General features: G+C 74.3%; 13 protein-coding genes. 10 read left to right on the top strand and 3 right to left on the bottom strand.

Annotated features, from left to right (window positions below):
• Positions 1–12: 12 nt before the first annotated feature.
• Complete coding sequence (locus ACZ7JZ_RS07070) at positions 13–1,407, top strand: cystathionine beta-synthase (protein WP_470934210.1); 1,395 nt, start codon at positions 13–15, stop codon at positions 1,405–1,407.
• Between the two features lie 541 nt (positions 1,408–1,948).
• Here the strand turns inward: ACZ7JZ_RS07070 and ACZ7JZ_RS07075 are convergent.
• The gene (locus ACZ7JZ_RS07075; RefSeq protein WP_470934054.1) at positions 1,949–2,374 is read right to left on the bottom strand and encodes a hypothetical protein; all 426 of its coding nucleotides are present in this window, start codon (positions 2,372–2,374) and stop codon (positions 1,949–1,951) included.
• 181 nt (positions 2,375–2,555) lie between these two features.
• Between ACZ7JZ_RS07075 and ACZ7JZ_RS07080 the strand changes: the two genes are divergently transcribed.
• On the top strand, positions 2,556–3,422 hold the full coding sequence (locus tag ACZ7JZ_RS07080) for a MurR/RpiR family transcriptional regulator (RefSeq protein ID WP_470934056.1): 867 nt from the start codon (positions 2,556–2,558) through the stop codon (positions 3,420–3,422).
• A 245-nt stretch (positions 3,423–3,667) separates the two neighbouring features.
• Here the strand turns inward: ACZ7JZ_RS07080 and ACZ7JZ_RS07085 are convergent, their stop codons facing one another.
• A complete protein-coding gene (locus tag ACZ7JZ_RS07085) occupies positions 3,668–5,041 on the bottom strand; it encodes a type III PLP-dependent enzyme domain-containing protein (protein WP_470934058.1) in 1,374 nt (457 codons plus the stop codon).
• A gap of 103 nt (positions 5,042–5,144) precedes the next feature.
• On the opposite strand from ACZ7JZ_RS07085, the gene hutU reads away from it, so the two are divergent.
• The 8 genes from hutU (at position 5,145) to ACZ7JZ_RS07125 (ending at position 15,237) form a co-directional block, all read left to right on the top strand.
• Complete coding sequence (gene hutU / locus ACZ7JZ_RS07090; RefSeq protein ID WP_470934060.1) at positions 5,145–6,809, top strand: urocanate hydratase; 1,665 nt, start codon at positions 5,145–5,147, stop codon at positions 6,807–6,809.
• An 11-nt stretch (positions 6,810–6,820) separates the two neighbouring features.
• Positions 6,821–8,011: an allantoate amidohydrolase gene (locus ACZ7JZ_RS07095; protein ID WP_470934212.1), complete on the top strand. Its 1,191-nt coding sequence runs from the start codon at positions 6,821–6,823 to the stop codon at positions 8,009–8,011.
• Positions 8,012–8,033: 22 nt separating this feature from the next.
• Positions 8,034–9,377, top strand: a complete 1,344-nt coding sequence (locus ACZ7JZ_RS07100) for a formimidoylglutamate deiminase (protein ID WP_470934062.1) — start codon at positions 8,034–8,036, stop codon at positions 9,375–9,377.
• A 235-nt stretch (positions 9,378–9,612) separates the two neighbouring features.
• On the top strand, positions 9,613–10,794 hold the full coding sequence (gene hutI / locus ACZ7JZ_RS07105; protein WP_470934064.1) for an imidazolonepropionase: 1,182 nt from the start codon (positions 9,613–9,615) through the stop codon (positions 10,792–10,794).
• Between the two features lie 163 nt (positions 10,795–10,957).
• Positions 10,958–11,635, top strand: coding sequence for a peptidase (locus tag ACZ7JZ_RS07110; RefSeq protein ID WP_470934066.1), 678 nt, complete (start codon positions 10,958–10,960; stop codon positions 11,633–11,635).
• A 1-nt stretch (position 11,636) separates the two neighbouring features.
• A complete protein-coding gene (locus ACZ7JZ_RS07115; protein WP_470934068.1) occupies positions 11,637–12,668 on the top strand; it encodes a COG1470 family protein in 1,032 nt (343 codons plus the stop codon).
• Positions 12,665–13,873, top strand: coding sequence for a hypothetical protein (locus ACZ7JZ_RS07120; RefSeq protein ID WP_470934070.1), 1,209 nt, complete (start codon positions 12,665–12,667; stop codon positions 13,871–13,873). Before ACZ7JZ_RS07115 ends, ACZ7JZ_RS07120 begins: the two co-directional genes overlap by 4 nt.
• The gene (locus ACZ7JZ_RS07125; protein ID WP_470934072.1) at positions 13,870–15,237 is read left to right on the top strand and encodes a hypothetical protein; all 1,368 of its coding nucleotides are present in this window, start codon (positions 13,870–13,872) and stop codon (positions 15,235–15,237) included. Before ACZ7JZ_RS07120 ends, ACZ7JZ_RS07125 begins: the two co-directional genes overlap by 4 nt.
• A gap of 78 nt (positions 15,238–15,315) precedes the next feature.
• On the opposite strand, the gene ACZ7JZ_RS07130 is transcribed toward ACZ7JZ_RS07125, so the two are convergent.
• Positions 15,316–16,833 carry a peptide MFS transporter gene (locus ACZ7JZ_RS07130; RefSeq protein ID WP_470934074.1) on the bottom strand — a complete coding sequence of 506 codons (1,518 nt, stop codon included), beginning with the start codon at positions 16,831–16,833 and terminating at the stop codon, positions 15,316–15,318.
• Positions 16,834–17,279: the final 446 nt, after the last annotated feature.

Here is a 17,279-nt window from a genome sequence, read left to right on the forward strand (position 1 = left end):
TTGGAGAACATGGTGCATTTCCACGACTCGATGATCAGCCTCGTCGGCAACACCCCGCTGGTGAAGCTCAACCACGTGACCGAAGGCATCCAGGCGACCGTCCTGGCCAAGGTCGAGTACTTCAACCCGGGCGGCTCCGTGAAGGACCGCATCGCCGTACGCATGATCGAGGCGGCCGAGCAGAGCGGAGCGCTCAAGCCCGGCGGCACGATCGTGGAGCCCACGAGCGGCAACACGGGCGTCGGACTCGCCATCGTGGCCCAGCAGAAGGGCTACAAGTGCATCTTCGTCTGCCCGGACAAGGTGTCCACGGACAAGATCAACGTGATGCGCGCGTACGGCGCCGAGGTCGTCGTCTGCCCGACCGCCGTCGACCCCGAGCACCCGGACTCGTACTACAACGTCTCCGACCGCCTCGCGCGCGAGCCCGGCGCCTGGAAGCCCGACCAGTACAGCAACCCCAACAACCCGCGCTCCCACTACGAGACCACCGGTCCCGAGCTGTGGGAGCAGACGGAGGGGAAGATCACCCACTTCGTCGCGGGCGTGGGCACCGGCGGCACGATCTCCGGCACCGGCCGGTACCTCAAGGAGGTCTCCGGCGGCGCGGTCAAGGTCATCGGCGCCGACCCCGAGGGCTCCGTGTACTCCGGCGGCTCGGGCCGCCCGTACCTGGTCGAGGGCGTCGGTGAGGACTTCTGGCCCACCGCCTACGACCAGAACGTCACCGACGAGATCATCGCGGTGTCCGACAAGGACTCCTTCCAGATGACCCGCCGCCTCGCCAAGGAGGAGGGCCTCCTCGTCGGCGGCTCCTGCGGCATGGCGGTCGTCGCCGCGCTGCGCGCCGCACAGGACCTGGGCCCGGACGACGTGGTCGTCGTCCTCCTCCCGGACAGCGGCCGCGGCTACCTCAGCAAGATCTTCTCCGACGAGTGGATGGCCGGCCACGGCTTCCTGGAGGAGGCCGGACCGGCCGCCCGCATCGGCGCGGTCCTCGCGGACAAGGCGGACAAGGCGGGCGGCGCGATCCCCTCGCTCGTCCACATGCACCCCGAGGAGACCGTCGGCGAGGCCATCGAGGTCCTGCGCGAGTACGGCGTGTCGCAGATGCCGGTCGTGAAGCCGGGGGCGGGGCACCCCGACGTGATGGCCGCCGAGGTCATCGGGTCGGTGGTGGAGAAGGAGCTGCTGGCGGCCCTGTTCGCGCAGCGGGCGTCGCTCACGGACCCGCTGGAGAAGCACATGAGCGCGCCGCTGCCGCAGGTGGGGTCCGGCGAGCCGGTGTCCGACCTGATGGCTGCGCTGGGGCAGGCGGATGCGGCGATCGTGCTGGTGGAGGGCAAGCCGACCGGTGTCGTGAGCCGGCAGGACCTGCTGGCCTTCCTGGCACGCGGCGCGAAGTAGCCCGCCGGCCCCGCCCGGACTCCGGTCCGCTGCGCGGGGCCGCTTCCCCACCCCGCCCCTTCCCGAAGCGGGGGCTCCGCCCCCACACCCCCGCGCCTCAAACTCCCCCAGACTTCGTCCGGGGGGACCCCCTGGCGGGGCTGGAGGTATCCAGCCCGCGCGGCGATTGAGCGCACCGGGCGCGGAGCGCACGGTTCGGGGGTCCGGGGGCCTGCCCCCGGTTTCGGGAACAGGCCCGCGCAGCGGACCCGGTCGCGCTTCGCGTAATCGGTACGGGGACGTCACGCCGTGGCAGCACCCGGTTAACACGACCCCGGCACAGTGGTGTGCACCGGCAGGAGCGAGGGGCTCGGCGCCGGTCAAGAAACGGCGTCACGGACATCCGGAGCGGCTCCCGGACCCCGCAGGCGCCGCGGACGCGGACCACCGGCCCTGACCCGGCCCGTGTCCTCCGCGGGGACCGCCGTCGTCCCGCCCCCCGGGCGACCGGGGGTGCGGCGGTCCCCGCGCAACCCCTCCCGGACGGGCCCGGCCCCGCCGCTCAGTCCCCGGACCGCCCCCAGCGCCCCCCGCGGGCCTTGGCCGCGTCGGCGAAGTTGACGCCCAGGATGCCGGTCCAGGCGATCAGGAGGCCCGTGACGCCGGCGTGGGCGGCGGCGATGGCCGACAGCGGGACCGCCAGGACCAGGCCGGCCACCGCGAAACCGTGGCGGGAGGCGAAGTCCGCGCCCGCGGAGCCGTCCTCCCGTTCGCCGCGCGCGGCCGCCGTACGCCGTTCCGCCAGCCGGCGCCGGACCCGGGTGTCCACCGAGGCGTCCAGCCGGGCGTCCACCTTCGCGAGGAAGGACTCCACGAGCGCCGGCTCGTACTCGGGCCCCAGCTCCCGCCGGGCGGCGAGGGCGGCGTCCAGCTCCTTGCGGAGCTCCGGGTCCCCGGCGAGTGCGGCGTCGTCTGCGTGAGCGTTCATGTCCGCCACCGTAGGGACGTACGGGCCCGGGGGCAGTAGGGACAACCCCCCGAACGCCCCGGAGGGCTGCCCCCGGGGAGGCGGGCCCGGACCCGTTCCCGACCCGTCCCGCAGCCCCCGCCGCTTGCCGTCCTGCATGGATCGATGCACTCTGCTGCGTGAGTGAATGAGGGGGTCTCCGATGATCGACGGTGCCAGGGCCGCTGCCGGCGACAGCCCGGCCGCGCGGCTGCAGAAGCTGTTCGAGGGGCACCGGCTGACGCCCACCCAGCGCCGGATCGCGCACTGCATGGTCCGCTCCGCCGCCGACGTGCCCTTCCTGTCCAGCGTGGAGCTGGCCGAGCTGGCCGGGGTCAGCCAGCCCTCCGTGACCCGCTTCGCCGTGGCCCTCGGCTTCGACGGCTACCCGGCCCTGCGCCGCCACCTGCGCGAGGTGGCCCCCGCGGGCCCCCCGCCCCGCCCGGACTCCACGGCGTACAACTCGTACCAGCAGGCCGTACAGGCGGAGATCGACAACCTCCGCCACCTCTCCGCCCTGCTCGCGGACCCCGCGCCGGTGACCGAGGCGGGCCGGGTGCTGGCCGCCTCGCGGCCGCTGCCGGTGCTCGGGCTGCGCGCGGCCTCCTCGCAGGCCCGCGGCTTCGCCTACTTCGCGGCCAAGGTCCACCCCGACGTCCGGCTGCTCGACGAGGGCGGCTCGATGCTCACCGACCGCATCGACGCGGCCCGCACCGCCGGGGCCACCGCCCTGCTCTGCTTCGCGCTGCCCCGGCACCCGCGCGAGGTCGTGGAGGCCCTGGAGTACGCCCGCTCGGCGGGCCTCACGGTGGTCACCGTCGCGGACTCGGCCTTCGCGCCCGTGGCCCGCCACAGCGACCTGCTGATCCCGGCCGCCGTCGGCACCGGGCTGGCCTTCGACACCGCCTGCGCCCCGATGCTGCTGGGCCGGGTGCTGCTGGAGGCGATGGCGGACGCGCTGCCCGACGCGCAGGCCCGGCTGGAGGCCTTCGACGCGGCGGCCACGGCCCGCGGCCTGTTCGTCGACTAGGCCGTCTCTTTCGGATCTTGGCGGATCAGGCCGCCGTCTGGTGCTGTGCCTCGCAAGGCGGAGGGGAGCCCGGGTACTGGGCGTACCCGGGCTTCCCGACAGCTCGGCCTCCAAGGCCCTCGAAGAGGAGCCGAGACGGAGCGAGCGCAGCGAGTGCAGTGCGGCGAGGCGCAGTGCCGGGCGTCGCGGACCCGCCAAGATCCGGAAGAGACGGCCTAGGCCGTCGGATCTCGGCGGGCCGCCCCTCAGGGCTCCAGGAGGGCGTCGGCGTGGCCGCCGCCGGCCTCCGCCACCAGGTCGGACAGCCGCTGCGCGGGCCGTACGAGGCTGAAGCGGACCGTGTCCGGGGCGCCCGCCCCGCCCGGGTCCGTGCGGAAGCCGTGGACGGCCGGGCGCGGCAGGCTGTTGTAGCCGTAGTGCGCGGAGAAGAAGTACGCGCCGGTGTCCGGGGCCGCGACCAGGTCGCCGGGGGACAGCAGGGGCAGCGGGCGGGCCTCGGCGAGCAGGTCCCCGGCGAAGCAGGCGGGGCCCGCCACGTCCTGGACCACCGGCTCCCCGCCGAGCGGCCGGCCCTTGGCGTCGTAGCCGAGGATCCGCAGCGGCCAGGAGGCCGGGGCGTAGACGGTGCGGGTGGCGACCTGCACCCCGGCGTGGGTCAGGGCGATGGGGCGGCCGCCGCTGGTCTTGGTGTACTCGACGCGGGCCAGCAGCAGGCCGTGCCTGGCGAGCAGGGAGCGGCCGAACTCGGTGACGAGCCCGTACCGGCCCTCGAACAGCCCGGGGACGGCCTCGCGCAGGGCCGCGGCGTACTGGGCGTACGTGGGGGTCCGGGCGTCGGAGGTGGAGTCCACGGGCAGGCCGCCGCCGATGTCGAGGGTGTCGATCTGCGGGCGGCCGGCGGCGGCGTTGACCTCTTCGGCCAGGTCGTACAGCTCGCGGACCCCGCGGGCGAGCTGGTCGAGGGCCAGGCCCTGGGAGCCGGAGTGGGTGTGCAGCCGGGTGAGCCAGGGCCGGTCGAGGCAGGCGCGGACCACGGCGGCGCGGGCCCCCTCGTCGCGCAGGGCGACCCCGAACTTGGACGTGGCGGTGGCCGTGGAGGTGGAGCCGATGGTGCCGGCCCCGGTCTGCGGGTTGACGCGCAGGCCGACCGGGGAGCCGCTGGGCGCGGAGGCCATCAGGGCGTCGAGGCGGGCCAGCTCCTGGAGGTTGTCGGCGTTGACGGCGATGCCCAGGGCGAGGGCCTCGCGCAGTTCGGCGGGGGTCTTGGCGGGGGAGTCGAGGACGGTGCGGGCGGGGGCGACCCCGGCGGCGCGGGCGAGTGCCAGCTCGCCGGGGCTGGCGACCTCGCAGCCGAGCCCGGCCCGGGCCAGCAGCCGCAGGACGGGCACCAGCGGGGCGGCCTTGACCGCGAAGGCGTGCAGCACGGGGGTGCCGGGCGGCAGCGCGGTGGCGAAGGCGGCCCGCAGCGCGGCCGCGGAGGCCTCGATGCCCGCCGTGTCGAGCAGGCACACCAGGGGGTCCGCGCCCTCGGCCCCGCCCACGACCCCCTGCTCGACGGCGGCCCGGACGGCCAGGTCACGGCGCCGTGCGGCGCCGGCGGTCAGCAGGTCATCGGCCATGTCCGCAAGCCAATCACCCCCGGGGCCGCGCCGCAGCCGTTGACTACTTCTATTCAGCAGGTAAGTATGTGAATGGATTGACCAACACCGAGGAGGCACAGCCATGTCAGGACCCCGCCCCGTACGGGCCGGCCGCGGTACCGCACTCAGCACCCTGGGATGGCAGCAGGAGGCCGCCCTGCGGATGCTCCAGAACAACCTGGACCCCGAGGTCGCCGAGCACCCCGACAAGCTGGTCGTCTACGGCGGCACCGGCAAGGCCGCGCGCGACTGGCGCTCGTACGACGCCATGGTCCGCACCCTCCAGACCCTGAAGCAGGACGAGACCATGCTGGTCCAGTCCGGCCGCCCGGTCGGCGTGATGCAGACCCACGAGTGGGCCCCCCGCGTCCTGCTCGCCAACTCCAACCTGGTCGGCGACTGGGCCAACTGGGAGGAGTTCCGCCGCCTGGAGCACCTCGGCCTGACCATGTACGGCCAGATGACCGCCGGGTCCTGGATCTACATCGGCACCCAGGGCATCCTCCAGGGCACGTACGAGACCTTCGCCGCCGTCGCCGCGAAGAAGTTCGGCGGCACCCTCGCCGGGACGATCACCCTCACCGCCGGCCTCGGCGGCATGGGCGGCGCCCAGCCCCTCGCGGTCACCATGAACGACGGCGTCGCGATCTGTATCGACGTGGACCCGCGCGCCATCGAGCGCCGCATCGAGCACCGCTACCTCGACGTGAAGGCCGACAGCCTCGCGCACGCGCTCCAGCTCGCCACCGAGGCCCGCGACGCCCGCCGCCCGCTCTCCGTCGGCCTGCTCGGCAACGCCGCCGAACTGCTCCCGCAGATGCTGGCCGAGGGCGCCCCGATCGACATCGTGACGGACCAGACCTCCGCCCACGACCCGCTCGCGTACCTGCCCGTCGGCATCGCCTTCGAGGACATGGCCGACGCCGCCGCCAAGGACCCGGCCGGGTTCACCACCCGCGCCCGCGAGTCCATGGCCAAGCACGTCGAGGCCATGGTCGGCTTCATGGACGCCGGCGCCGAGGTCTTCGACTACGGCAACTCCATCCGCGGCGAGGCCCAGCTGGCCGGCTACGACCGCGCCTTCGCCTTCCCCGGCTTCGTCCCCGCCTACATCCGCCCGCTCTTCTGCGAGGGCAAGGGCCCCTTCCGCTGGGCGGCGCTGTCCGGCGAGGCCTCGGACATCCACAAGACCGACAAGGCGATGCTCGAACTCTTCCCGGAGAACGAGTCCCTGCACCGCTGGATCAAGATGGCCGGCGAGCGCGTCCACTTCCAGGGCCTGCCCGCCCGCATCTGCTGGCTCGGCTACGGCGAGCGCGACAAGGCCGGCGAGCGCTTCAACGAGATGGTCGCCGACGGCACCCTCGCCGCCCCGCTGGCCATCGGCCGCGACCACCTCGACTGCGGCTCCGTCGCCTCCCCGTACCGCGAGACCGAGGCCATGCTCGACGGCTCCGACGCCATCGCCGACTGGCCGCTGCTCAACGCCATGGTCAACGTCGCCTCCGGCGCCTCCTGGGTCTCCCTGCACCACGGCGGCGGGGTCGGCATGGGCCGCTCCATCCACGCCGGGCAGGTCACCGTCGCGGACGGCACCCCGCTCGCGGGCGAGAAGATCCGCCGCGTGCTCACCAACGACCCCGGCATGGGCGTCATCCGGCACGTGGACGCCGGCTACGACATCGCCGAGACCGTCGCCGACGAGCGCGGCGTCCGCGTCCCCATGCGCGAGGGCGACCCGGCGTGACCTTCCACGAGATGTGGGCCGACCTGGCGCCCATCGGCCGCCACGCGGACACCGGCGGCTACCGCCGGTTCGCGTGGACCGGCGCCGATGCGGACTGCCGGGCCTGGTTCCGCGCCCAGGCGGAGGCACGCGGGCTGGCGTACGAGGTGGACCGCAACGGCAACCAGTGGGCCTGGCTGGGCGACCCCCTCGCGGGGGACGCCGTGGTCACCGGGTCCCACCTGGACTCCGTACCCGACGGGGGCGCCTTCGACGGCCCCCTCGGGGTCGTGTCCTCCTTCGCGGCCCTGGACGAACTCCGCGACAGGGGTGCGGAGTTCGCCAGGCCGCTGGCCATCACCAACTTCGGCGACGAGGAGGGCGCCCGCTTCGGGCTGGCCTGCGTCGGCTCCCGGCTCGCCGCAGGGCAGCTGACCAAGGAGAAGGCCTTCGAGCTGCGCGACGGCGACGGGATCTCCCTCCCGCAGGCCATGGCCGCCGCCGGCTACGACCCCGACGCCATCGGCCCCGACCCCGAACGCCTCGCCCGCATCGGCGCCTTCGTCGAACTGCACGTGGAGCAGGGCCGCGCCCTGGACCTCTCCGGCGACCGCGTCGGCATCGCCTCCGCGATCTGGCCCCACGGCCGCTGGCGGTTCGACTTCCGCGGCGAGGCCAACCACGCCGGGACCACCCGCCTCGCGGACCGGCGCGACCCGATGCTGCCGTACGCGGAGACGGTCCTGTCCGCCCGCCGCGAGGCCGAGTTCGCCGGCGCCGTCGCCACCTTCGGAAAGATCGCGGTGGAGCCGAACGGGGTCAACGCCATCCCGTCCCTGGTCCGCGGCTGGCTCGACGCCCGCGCCGCCGACGGCAAGGCCCTGGACGAGGTGCTCGACGGGGTCCGCAAGGCCGCCCGCGAGCACGCCGAGCGGCACGGCGTCGAACTCGACGTCACCCGGGAGTCCTTCACCCCCGTCGTCGAGTTCCAGCACGCCCTGCGCGACGAGCTCGCCCGGATCCTCGGGGAGAAGACCCCCGTCCTGGGCACGGGCGCGGGACACGACGCCGGAATCCTCTCCGCGTCCGTCCCCACCGCCATGCTGTTCGTGCGCAACCCCACCGGCGTCTCGCACTCCCCGGCGGAATCCGCCGGGGAGGACGACTGCACGGCCGGTGTCCTCGCCCTCGCCGACGTACTGGAAGGCCTCGCATGCAGGTGACGCAGCTGGTGCAGGTGACGACGTGCAGGTGAAGACGTACTGGCTGGAGCACGCCTGGCTCGGCACCCACGTCGAGCCGGGCGTCGCCCTTGACGTGTCCGCGGCGGACGGCCGGATCGCGGCCGTCCGCACGGGGGCGGACACCCCGTCCCCCGGCGCCGAAGTCCTCCGCGGACTGACCCTCCCCGGCCTGGCCAACGCCCACTCCCACGCCTTCCACCGGGCGCTGCGCGGGACCGTGCAGGTCGGCTCCGGCACCTTCTGGACCTGGCGCGAGATCATGTACTCCGTCGCCCAGAACCTCACCCCCGACACGTACTTCGCGCTCGCGCGGGCCGTGTACGCGGAGATGGCGCTGGCCGGGATCACGAGCGTGGGCGAGTTCCACTACGTCCACCACGCGCCGGGCGGTACGCCGTACCAGGACCCCAACGCCATGGGCGAGGCCCTGATCGCGGCCGCCGCCGACGCCGGGATCCGGATCACGCTGCTCGACACGGCCTACCTGGCGGCCGGGTTCGGGGAGCCCCCGAACGCGCACCAGCTGCGCTTCTCCGACGGCACCGCGCAGGCCTGGGCCGAGCGGGTCTCCGCCCTCAAGGAGCGCGGGCACGCCAGGATCGGCGCCGCGATCCACTCCGTCCGCGCCGTCCCCGCGGAGCAGCTGGCCGCGGTGGCCGGGTGGGCACAGGAGCGGCGGGCCCCGCTGCACGTGCACCTCTCCGAGCAGACCGCGGAGAACGAGGCCTGCCTGGCCGCGCACGGGGTCACCCCGACCCGGCTGCTCGCCGACCACGGGGTCCTCGGGCCCCGGACGACCGGGGTCCACAACACCCACCTCACCGACGGGGACATCGCCCTGCTCGGCAACAGCTCCACCGGCACCTGCATGTGCCCCACCACCGAGCGGGACCTCGCCGACGGGATCGGGCCCGCCGTCCGCCTCCAGCGGGCCGGCAGCCCGCTGTCCCTGGGCAGCGACAGCCACGCCGTCATCGACCTCCTGGAGGAGGCGCGGGCGATGGAGCTGAACGAGCGGCTGGCGAGCCGGACGCGGGGCCACTGGACGGCGGCCGCGCTGCTGCGGGCGGCCTCCGCGGACGGGCACGCCGCGCTGGGCTGGGCGGATGCGGGGGCGCTGGAGGCGGGGATGCTCGCCGACTTCGCCACCGTCGCGCTGGACTCCGTGCGGACGGCCGGGCCGGTGCCGCGGCTCGGGGCCGAGACGGCCGTGTTCGCGGCCACCGCCGCCGATGTCCGGCACGTCGTCGTCGGGGGCCGGCACGTGGTCCGCGACGGCGCCCACACCCTCGTCCCGGACGTCCCGTCCGCCCTGTCCACCGCCATCGCAGCCGTCCGCGGCTGACCCGCCCCCGGCTCCGCTGCGCGGGGCCTGTTCCCCACCCCGCCCCTTCCCGAAACCGGGGGCAGGCCCCCGGACCCCCGGACCGTGCGCTCCGCGCCCGGTGCGCTCAATCGCCGCGCGGGCTGGATTTGCGCAGCAAATCCCAGCCCCGCCGGCGTTTGAGGCGCGGGGTCTGGGGCGGAGCCCCAGTTCGGGAAGGGGCGGGGCGGGGAGACACACCCTCGGAGAGGACCCCGTGACCACCACCACCCTGATCCACAACATCGGCAGCCTCGTCACCAACGACCCCACCCTCCCGGGCGCCGACGAAAGCCCCCTCGGCCTGGTCGAAGGCGCAGCCCTCGTCATCGAAGGCGACCGCATCGCCTGGGCCGGCCCCGCCGCAGCCGCTCCGGCCGCCGACCGCGCCGTCGACGCGGACGGCCGCGCCGTGATCCCCGGCTTCGTCGACTCCCACAGCCACCTCGTCTTCGCCGGCGACCGCACCCAGGAGTTCAACGCCCGCATGTCGGGCCGCAGCTACACCGCCGGCGGCATCCGCACCACCGTCGCCGCCACCCGCGCCGCCTCCGACGCGCAGCTGGAGGCGAACCTGCTGCGCCACCTCCACGAGGCCCGCCGCCAGGGCACCACCACCTTCGAGACCAAGTCCGGCTACGGGCTCACCGTCGAGGACGAGGCCCGCGCCCTGCGCATCGCCGCCGCGCACACCGACGAGGTCACCTACCTCGGCGCGCACATCGTCTCCCCGGACTACGCCGAGGACCCCGCGGCCTACGTCGAGCTCGTCACCGGCGAGATGCTGGACGCCTGCGCCCCGTACGCCCGCTGGGTGGACGTGTTCTGCGAGAAGGGCGCCTTCGACGGGGACCAGGCACGCGCGATCCTCACCGCGGGCAAGGCCAAGGGGCTGATCCCGCGGATCCACGCCAACCAGCTCACCCACGGCCCCGGCGTGCAGCTCGGCGTGGAGCTCGGCGCGGCCTCCGCCGACCACTGCACGCACCTCACCGACGCCGACGTGGACGCCCTCGCGAACTCCGCCACCGTGGCCACCCTGCTGCCGGGCGCCGAGTTCTCCACCCGCGCCCAGTGGCCCGACGCCCGCCGCCTGCTGGACGCGGGGGCGACCGTGGCCCTGTCCACGGACTGCAACCCCGGCTCCTCCTACACCAGTTCGATGCCCTTCTGCATCGCCCTGGCCGTACGGGACATGGGGATGACCCCGGACGAGGCCCTGTGGTCCGCCACCGCCGGCGGCGCCCGCGCCCTGCTGCGCACGGACATCGGGCGGCTGGCCCCCGGCTCCCGCGCGGACCTGGCCCTGCTGGACGCCCCGAGCCACGTCCACCTCGCCTACCGGCCCGGCGTACCGCTGGTGTCCGCGGTGTGGCAGCGGGGCGAGCGGGTGTTCTGACGCATCGTCAAACCCCTTGCGGGGTGCGGCGGACGGCCCGGACCGGTCCCGTACCGATCCGGGCCGTCGCGTGTCTTCCCTCGGCAGGGTCCCCGGCGTACCTTGGCGGCCAATCTGACTTGCCGTCAGTAACCTAGGTCCGCGGCCCGAGGGGATCCCAGAGGTGTCCATACAGCAGCGCTCCGCCGCGCTGGCGCTCACCGCGGCGCTGGCCGGTACGGCGGTCCTCGCGGCCGCCCCCGCCGCCCAAGCCCGGGTCGTGGACGTCGCGTACGACTGCAAGACCCCCATCGGCCCCAAGTCGGCCGTGTCCCCGATCGACATCACCGCCGTCAAGTCCGGCAGCGGCTACAAGCTGACGATGTCCTTCCAGAAGGGCGTCTCCTCCAGCCCGATCGAGCTGGGCAAGGGGGCCATGAACCCCAGCGCCGTCATCCAGGTGGGCGGCGCCGAGACGGCGACGGTCGCGGTGTCCGGCCCGCCCAACGCCGAGGCCGCGCCCGCCAACACCCCCATCAGGATCGGCGACCTGTCCGGCACGTACACCCCGAAGAAGTCCGGCAGGGTCACCTTCACCGCGGGCGTGCTGACCATCAAGGCGATGATGACGGTCACCACCTGCACCCCGGGCAACAGCCCCGGCCCCGCCCTGGAGCTCGACGTCACCGCCGCCGGGGGCGGCCCGGCCGCCGCACCCCCCGCCGCGGCCCCGCAGACCCTCCCCGAGACCGGCCCGCTGGACTCCGCCCTCGCGCTCGGCACCCTCGGCGGGACCGTCCTGCTCACCGGCGCCGCCGGGGTCCTGTGGCTCACCCGCCGCGGCCGCGGCGCCCGGGCCTGACGTGGGCCGGCGGGCCGCGGCCCTGCTCGCCGCCGCCGCTGCCCTGCTGCTGGGCGCGCCGGGCCCGGCCCGCGCGGAACCCGGCTGGAGCGCCGCGCCCGCCACCGGGGCGGCCACCCGCCCCGGCGGGCCCGAGGCCCGCCCCCACTTCTACTTCGACGGCCTGCCCGGCACCGTGCTGGAGGACCGGATCGTCCTGACCAACCCCTCCGGCCGGCCCCGCACCCTCACGCTGCGCGGCGCCGACGCCGGGAACACCGCCGCCGGGGCCCTGGCCCTGCGCCCGGTGGGCCGCTCCACCGGCGCCGGCACCTGGATCGGCTTCGCGCAGAACCGCGTCCTGGTCCCGGCCCGCACCCGGGCCGTGGTCCCCTTCACCGTCACCGTGCCGCCCGAGGCGGTCCCCGGAGACCACCCGGCCGCCGTGGTCGCCGCCGAGGGCACCCGGGAGGCGGGGGTACGGGTCCACCTGCGGGTCGGCGGCCCGACCCTGTCGGCGCTCACCGTCGAGGACGTGGCGGTCGGCGGCCGGGGCCGGTCCGCGCTCATCCACTACGCCCTGGTCAACCGGGGCAACACGGTCCTGCACCCCGAGCTCGCCGTCCGGACCGAGGGCCTCTTCGGGGACCCGGAGCAGTGCCCGGCCCGCCCGCTGGCGGTGGAGCTGCTGCCCGGCGAGCGCATCGAGCTGTCCGAACCCTGGCCCGGGGCCCCGGCCCTCGGCTCCGCGGAGGTGGCGCTCACCGTCACGGCGGGCGGGGGAGCGCGGGCGTCGGGCGCCGTGACGGCCCGCTTCCTGCCCTGGCCCGCCGTGGCCGGGGCCGCCGCGGGGCTCTGCGCGGCCGTCGCGGGCGCGGCGCTGCTCGTACGGGCCCGCCGCCGCGGTGAGCCGCGCCCCCGGCAGGAGGAGCCCGGGGAACAGCAGGCACACCAGAAACAGCAGACACACCAAAAACAGCAGGAACAGCAGGAACAGAAGCGGCACCTGGAACAGCAGGGACGGCAGGACGAGCTGACGGGGGCGGTCGGGTGAGCGGCGAGGTCCGGATCCGGGAGCGCGGCGCGCGGTGGCCGCGGTGGGCGCGGGCGGTCCCGGCGGCCGTCCTCGGCGCCGCGCTCGCCCTCGTGTCGCCCGCCGCACCCGCAGCCACACCAGCCGCCGCCGCAGCCGCCGCGGAGCCCCGCCCCACCCTCGAGCTCTCGCTCCAGGAGGTGGCGAAGGGTACGGAGATCACGGTGGCCGGCACCGGCTGGCGCCCCCGTACCCTCCTCACCCTGCTGGTCTGCGGGCAGAACATGATCGGCGGCACCAACAGCTGCGCCAACGCCGACGGCCGGGCCGCCACCACCGACGCCCTCGGCCGCTTCGGCAAGCAGCTGCCGGTGGTCGCCCCGCCCAAGCCCTGCCCGTGCGTGGTGGCCGTGGCCACCGTCACCGGGGACCAGGCCCAGGTCCAGGTACCGCTGAAGATCACCGACCACCCCCTGGCGGCCCTGCCCTCGCAGACGGGCACCGCCCGGCTCGCCGTGCTCGCGGCGGCCCGGCTGGAGGGGGAGGACGGGATCCTCACCTGGTTCGGTGCCCCGCCCTCCCGGACCCTCGCGGTGACCGTCGGCAATCTCGGCACCGCCCCGGTCAAGGACCCCGTCTTCCAGCTCGGCACCGCCCGCGGGGTGTTCGCCCCGGTCTGGGAGGAGCGCCAGTGGCGGGGCACGATCGCCCCCGGCGCCAAGGCCCGGATCACCCTCGACGCCACCCTCTCGGCAGGCGCCCACGGGGACCACACCGTCTCCCTCACGTACGGGGGCAAGGTGCTGGTCGTCCAGCCCTGGGGGGTGGACCGGCCGTACGGGGTGAGCCTGTTCTGGCTGCTGCTCTGCGTGGTGGTCCCGGCGGCCGTCTTCCGCACCGGCATGGCGGTCGTGGACCGCGTCCGCCCGCGCCCCGGCGGCCGGCACCGCGACCGCGGCCCGGCCCGGCCGCCGGGACCCGAGCCGGCAGCGGCGCCGGGCGCGGGGCGCGCGGCGGTCACCGCGAGACTGCCGCGCGCCCCGTCCCGGCCGGCCGCGGCCCCCCGCCGGGCCGCCCCCGCGAGCGGTACGGCGGCCCTCCCGTGGTTCGCCCCGGACCGGGCCCCGGCCGCAGCCGCGGACCCGGAGCCGGGCCCCGGCCCCGACCCAGACCCGCAGACGTCCGCACCGTCTGAGAACCGATCGACGACGAAGGGACATTCGTGAAGACCCAACGGAGGGTGAGCGCGGCGGCCGTCGCGCTGCTGCTCGGAGGCGCGGGCACCGTGATGGCGGCCGGACCCGCCCAGGCCGCCGAGATCTCGTTCAAGGTGAAGTGCATCCCGCCCGCGGGCGGCGGCGGCCCCGTGGAGGGCACCACCACCGCGAGCATCACGGCGCCGGCGAAGGCCAAGGTCGGCGACGAGGTCGAGGTGGTGTGGAAGACGGTCAAACCGGCGTCCAACAACACCAAGGTCGCCGACATCCCGAAGGACTCGGTCCTGCCCACGGGCTGGCTGAAGGTCTCGGGCATGGCCGAGCTGAAGGTGGTCGGGGAGAAGAAGAACGACCCGATCCCCAAGGAAGCGCCGATGCAGATGTCGGACATGAAGGCGAAGCTGAAGCTCACCAAGGCCGGGAAGATCACCCTGACCCCGGCCCGCTACGACGTGGCGGTGACCCTCTTCGGCAGCGACTGGGTCACCAAGTGCGCCCCGACCGCCGCCGTGGCCGCGGCCCACACCATCGAGGTCTCGGCGGGCTCCAGCGGCGGCACCACCTCCGGCACCACGTCGGGTACGACGTCCGGGACCACGTCGGGTACGACGTCCGGGACCACGTCGGGTACGACCTCCGGCACCACGTCGGGCACCACCGCGGGCACGACCTCCGGGACCACCGCGGGCACGACGTCCGGGACCACGGCCGGTACCACCTCCGGCACCTCCACCGGCGGTACCGGAGGCCCCAGCGAGGTGGCCGGCAAGGCGGTCACCGTCACCTACGACTGCAAGCCCTTCGTCCAGGAGCCGATCAAGGCCCCGGCGACGGTCAACGCGAAGAAGAACGGCGGCAGCTGGGACCTCACCGTCAAGACCGGCAAGGGGATCATGAAGAGCCCCGCCGATCTGGCCGCGGGCGCCCTCAAGCCCTCGATGACGATCAAGGTCGGCGGGGCGGACAGCGGATCGGTCGTGGTCACCGGCCCGGCCAACGCAGCCGCCCTCAAGGCGGGCGACCCGGTCGACCTCGCCGATATGACCGGCACCTACAAGCCGGGCGGGAGCGGCAAGGCCACGCTGAGCCCCGGTGAGCTGCTGATCACCGTGTCGGGCAGCATCAAGGTGCCCTGCAAGGCCGTCAGCAGCGGGGTCTCCGTGGAGCTGGACACCGCGGCCCAGCCGGGCGGCAGCCCCGGCGGCGGCAGCGCCGGCGCCGACTCCGGCAGCACCACCGAGGGCCTCGCCGAGACCGGCGCGGGCGACGACGGCGGGCTCAAGGCCCTGGGCCTGGTCGCCGGCACGGTGATCCTGCTCGGCGGCGCGGTCTTCACCTTCACCCCGTGGCGCAGGCTGCGCGGGACGAGGTAGGACGGGAGCCCGTACCCCGGACGCGCGGCGGCCCGGCACACACGAGGTGTGCCGGGCCGCCGTGAGCGTCGGGTGACGTCAGTGGACGTTGCCCATGAGCGCCTGGACCTTCTTGCGGTACATGAAGATCGAGAAGCCGGCGGCGACGGCGAGAGCCGCCTGGAGTGCGATGACTCCGGTGCCGTTGAGGTCCACGCCCGCGGTGGAGAGCAGACCGGTGGTGCAGTCGCCCGCGGTGACCGCGAGGAACCAGATGCCCATCATCTGGCTGGCGTACTTCTGCGGGGCCATCTTCGTGGTGACGGAGAGGCCGACCGGGGAGAGGCACAGCTCCGCGATGGTCTGGATCATGTAGATCGAGACCAGCCACATCGGGCTGACCTTGTCGCCGCCGCTCGCCATGCCCATCGGGACGACGAAGACGAAGAACGAACCGCCGACCAGGACCAGGGCCATCGCGAACTTCACGATGGTCGACGGCTCCTGGTTCCTGCGGGAGAGCCAGATCCACAGCCAGGCGAAGATCGGTGCCAGGGACATCACGAAGAGCGGGTTCAGCGACTGGAACCAGGTCGACGGGAAGTCGAAGCCGAAGAGGGTGTTCGCGGACTTGGTCTCGGCGAACGCGGCCAGCGTGGAGCCGCCCTGGTCGTAGATCATCCAGAAGATGGCCGCGGCCACGAAGAACCAGATGTAGCCGTTCATCTTCGACTGCTCGGCGGTCGACAGGTCCTTGTCCCGCTTGATGCGGGCCAGGACGCCGATCGGGATGAGCAGGCCCGCGACGGTCAGCGGGACCATGGCCCAGTTCAGGGTGAACAGGCCGGCGAAGCCCACGACCCCGTAGAACAGGGCGATGATGCCGACGGCCGCGGCGGTCTTGACCAGGATCGCGTTGCGCTCGGGTGCGGTGAGCGGGTTGGGGACCAGGTCGCTCTTGCTGCTCAGGTGCCTGGTGCCGAGCAGGAACTGGGCCAGACCCAGGGCCATGCCCAGACCGGCGATGGCGAAGCCCAGGTGCCAGTTGACCTTCTGGCCGACGGTGCCGATGACCAGCGGGGCCACGAAGGCGCCGAGGTTGATGCCGACGTAGAAGAGAGTGAAGCCGCTGTCGCGGCGCGGGTCCTGAGGGCCGTCGTAGAGGTGGCCGACCATCGTCGAGATGTTGGCCTTCAGCAGGCCGGAGCCCACGGCGACCAGGGCCAGGCCCGCGAAGAACGCGGCCTCGCCCGGCAGGGCCAGCACGAAGTGGCCCGACATGATCACGACGCCCGCGACGGTCACCGTCTTGCGGGCGCCCCACACGCGGTCGCCGAACCATCCGCCGGGCAGGGCCATCAGGTAGACCATCGCCACGTACACGGAGTAGATCGCCGTCGCGGTGGCCGCCTTCATGGCCAGGCCGCCGCCCTGGCTGCCGGCCGCGGCGTCGGGGCCGTCCGACAGGATGTAGACGACGAGCAGCGCGCGCATGCCGTAGTAGGAGAAGCGCTCCCACATCTCGGTCATGAAGAGAGTAGCCAGGCCACGAGGGTGGCCGAAGAAGGTCCGCTCGTGGGCGGCGCCCGGAGAGTCCTTCGTCAGGCTGGAAGCCATGGTCGTTCCTTGCTTCTACGGGACGCCGCGCCTCGTGAGCTCGTCGGCGCCCGGTGGGGGGCGGCCGGCACCGGCGGGAAACGCTCCGCACCCCACGCCCCGGGGGTCCCGCCCCGTCGTGGGGGGCGGAGGTCCGTTCCTCGCCGGGATCCACGCCCCGCACGCGTCATTGCGCGCGGAGCCCGGCCCATAGGTCGTTCACTGCCCCCGCCGTCGGGGGCCTTCGGTGAAGGGCCGGGAGGTCGGGCGCGGGCAGAAAGGGAGACCTTCGTCCGAGATGACGGCACAAAGGTCCCCTGGTAGTGCATCAGGCGTCTCGCCACCATACGACACGACAGTGCCGGATATGGAAGGACTTGAGATATGGATCACAGGTGTCGGCGGGAACCATTCCGCGGTTTCCAAGGCCAACTCCGGGCCGGGAGTGCGGATTCGCAGGGCCTCTT

The organism is Streptomyces sp. NPDC038213 (genome assembly GCF_055600495.1).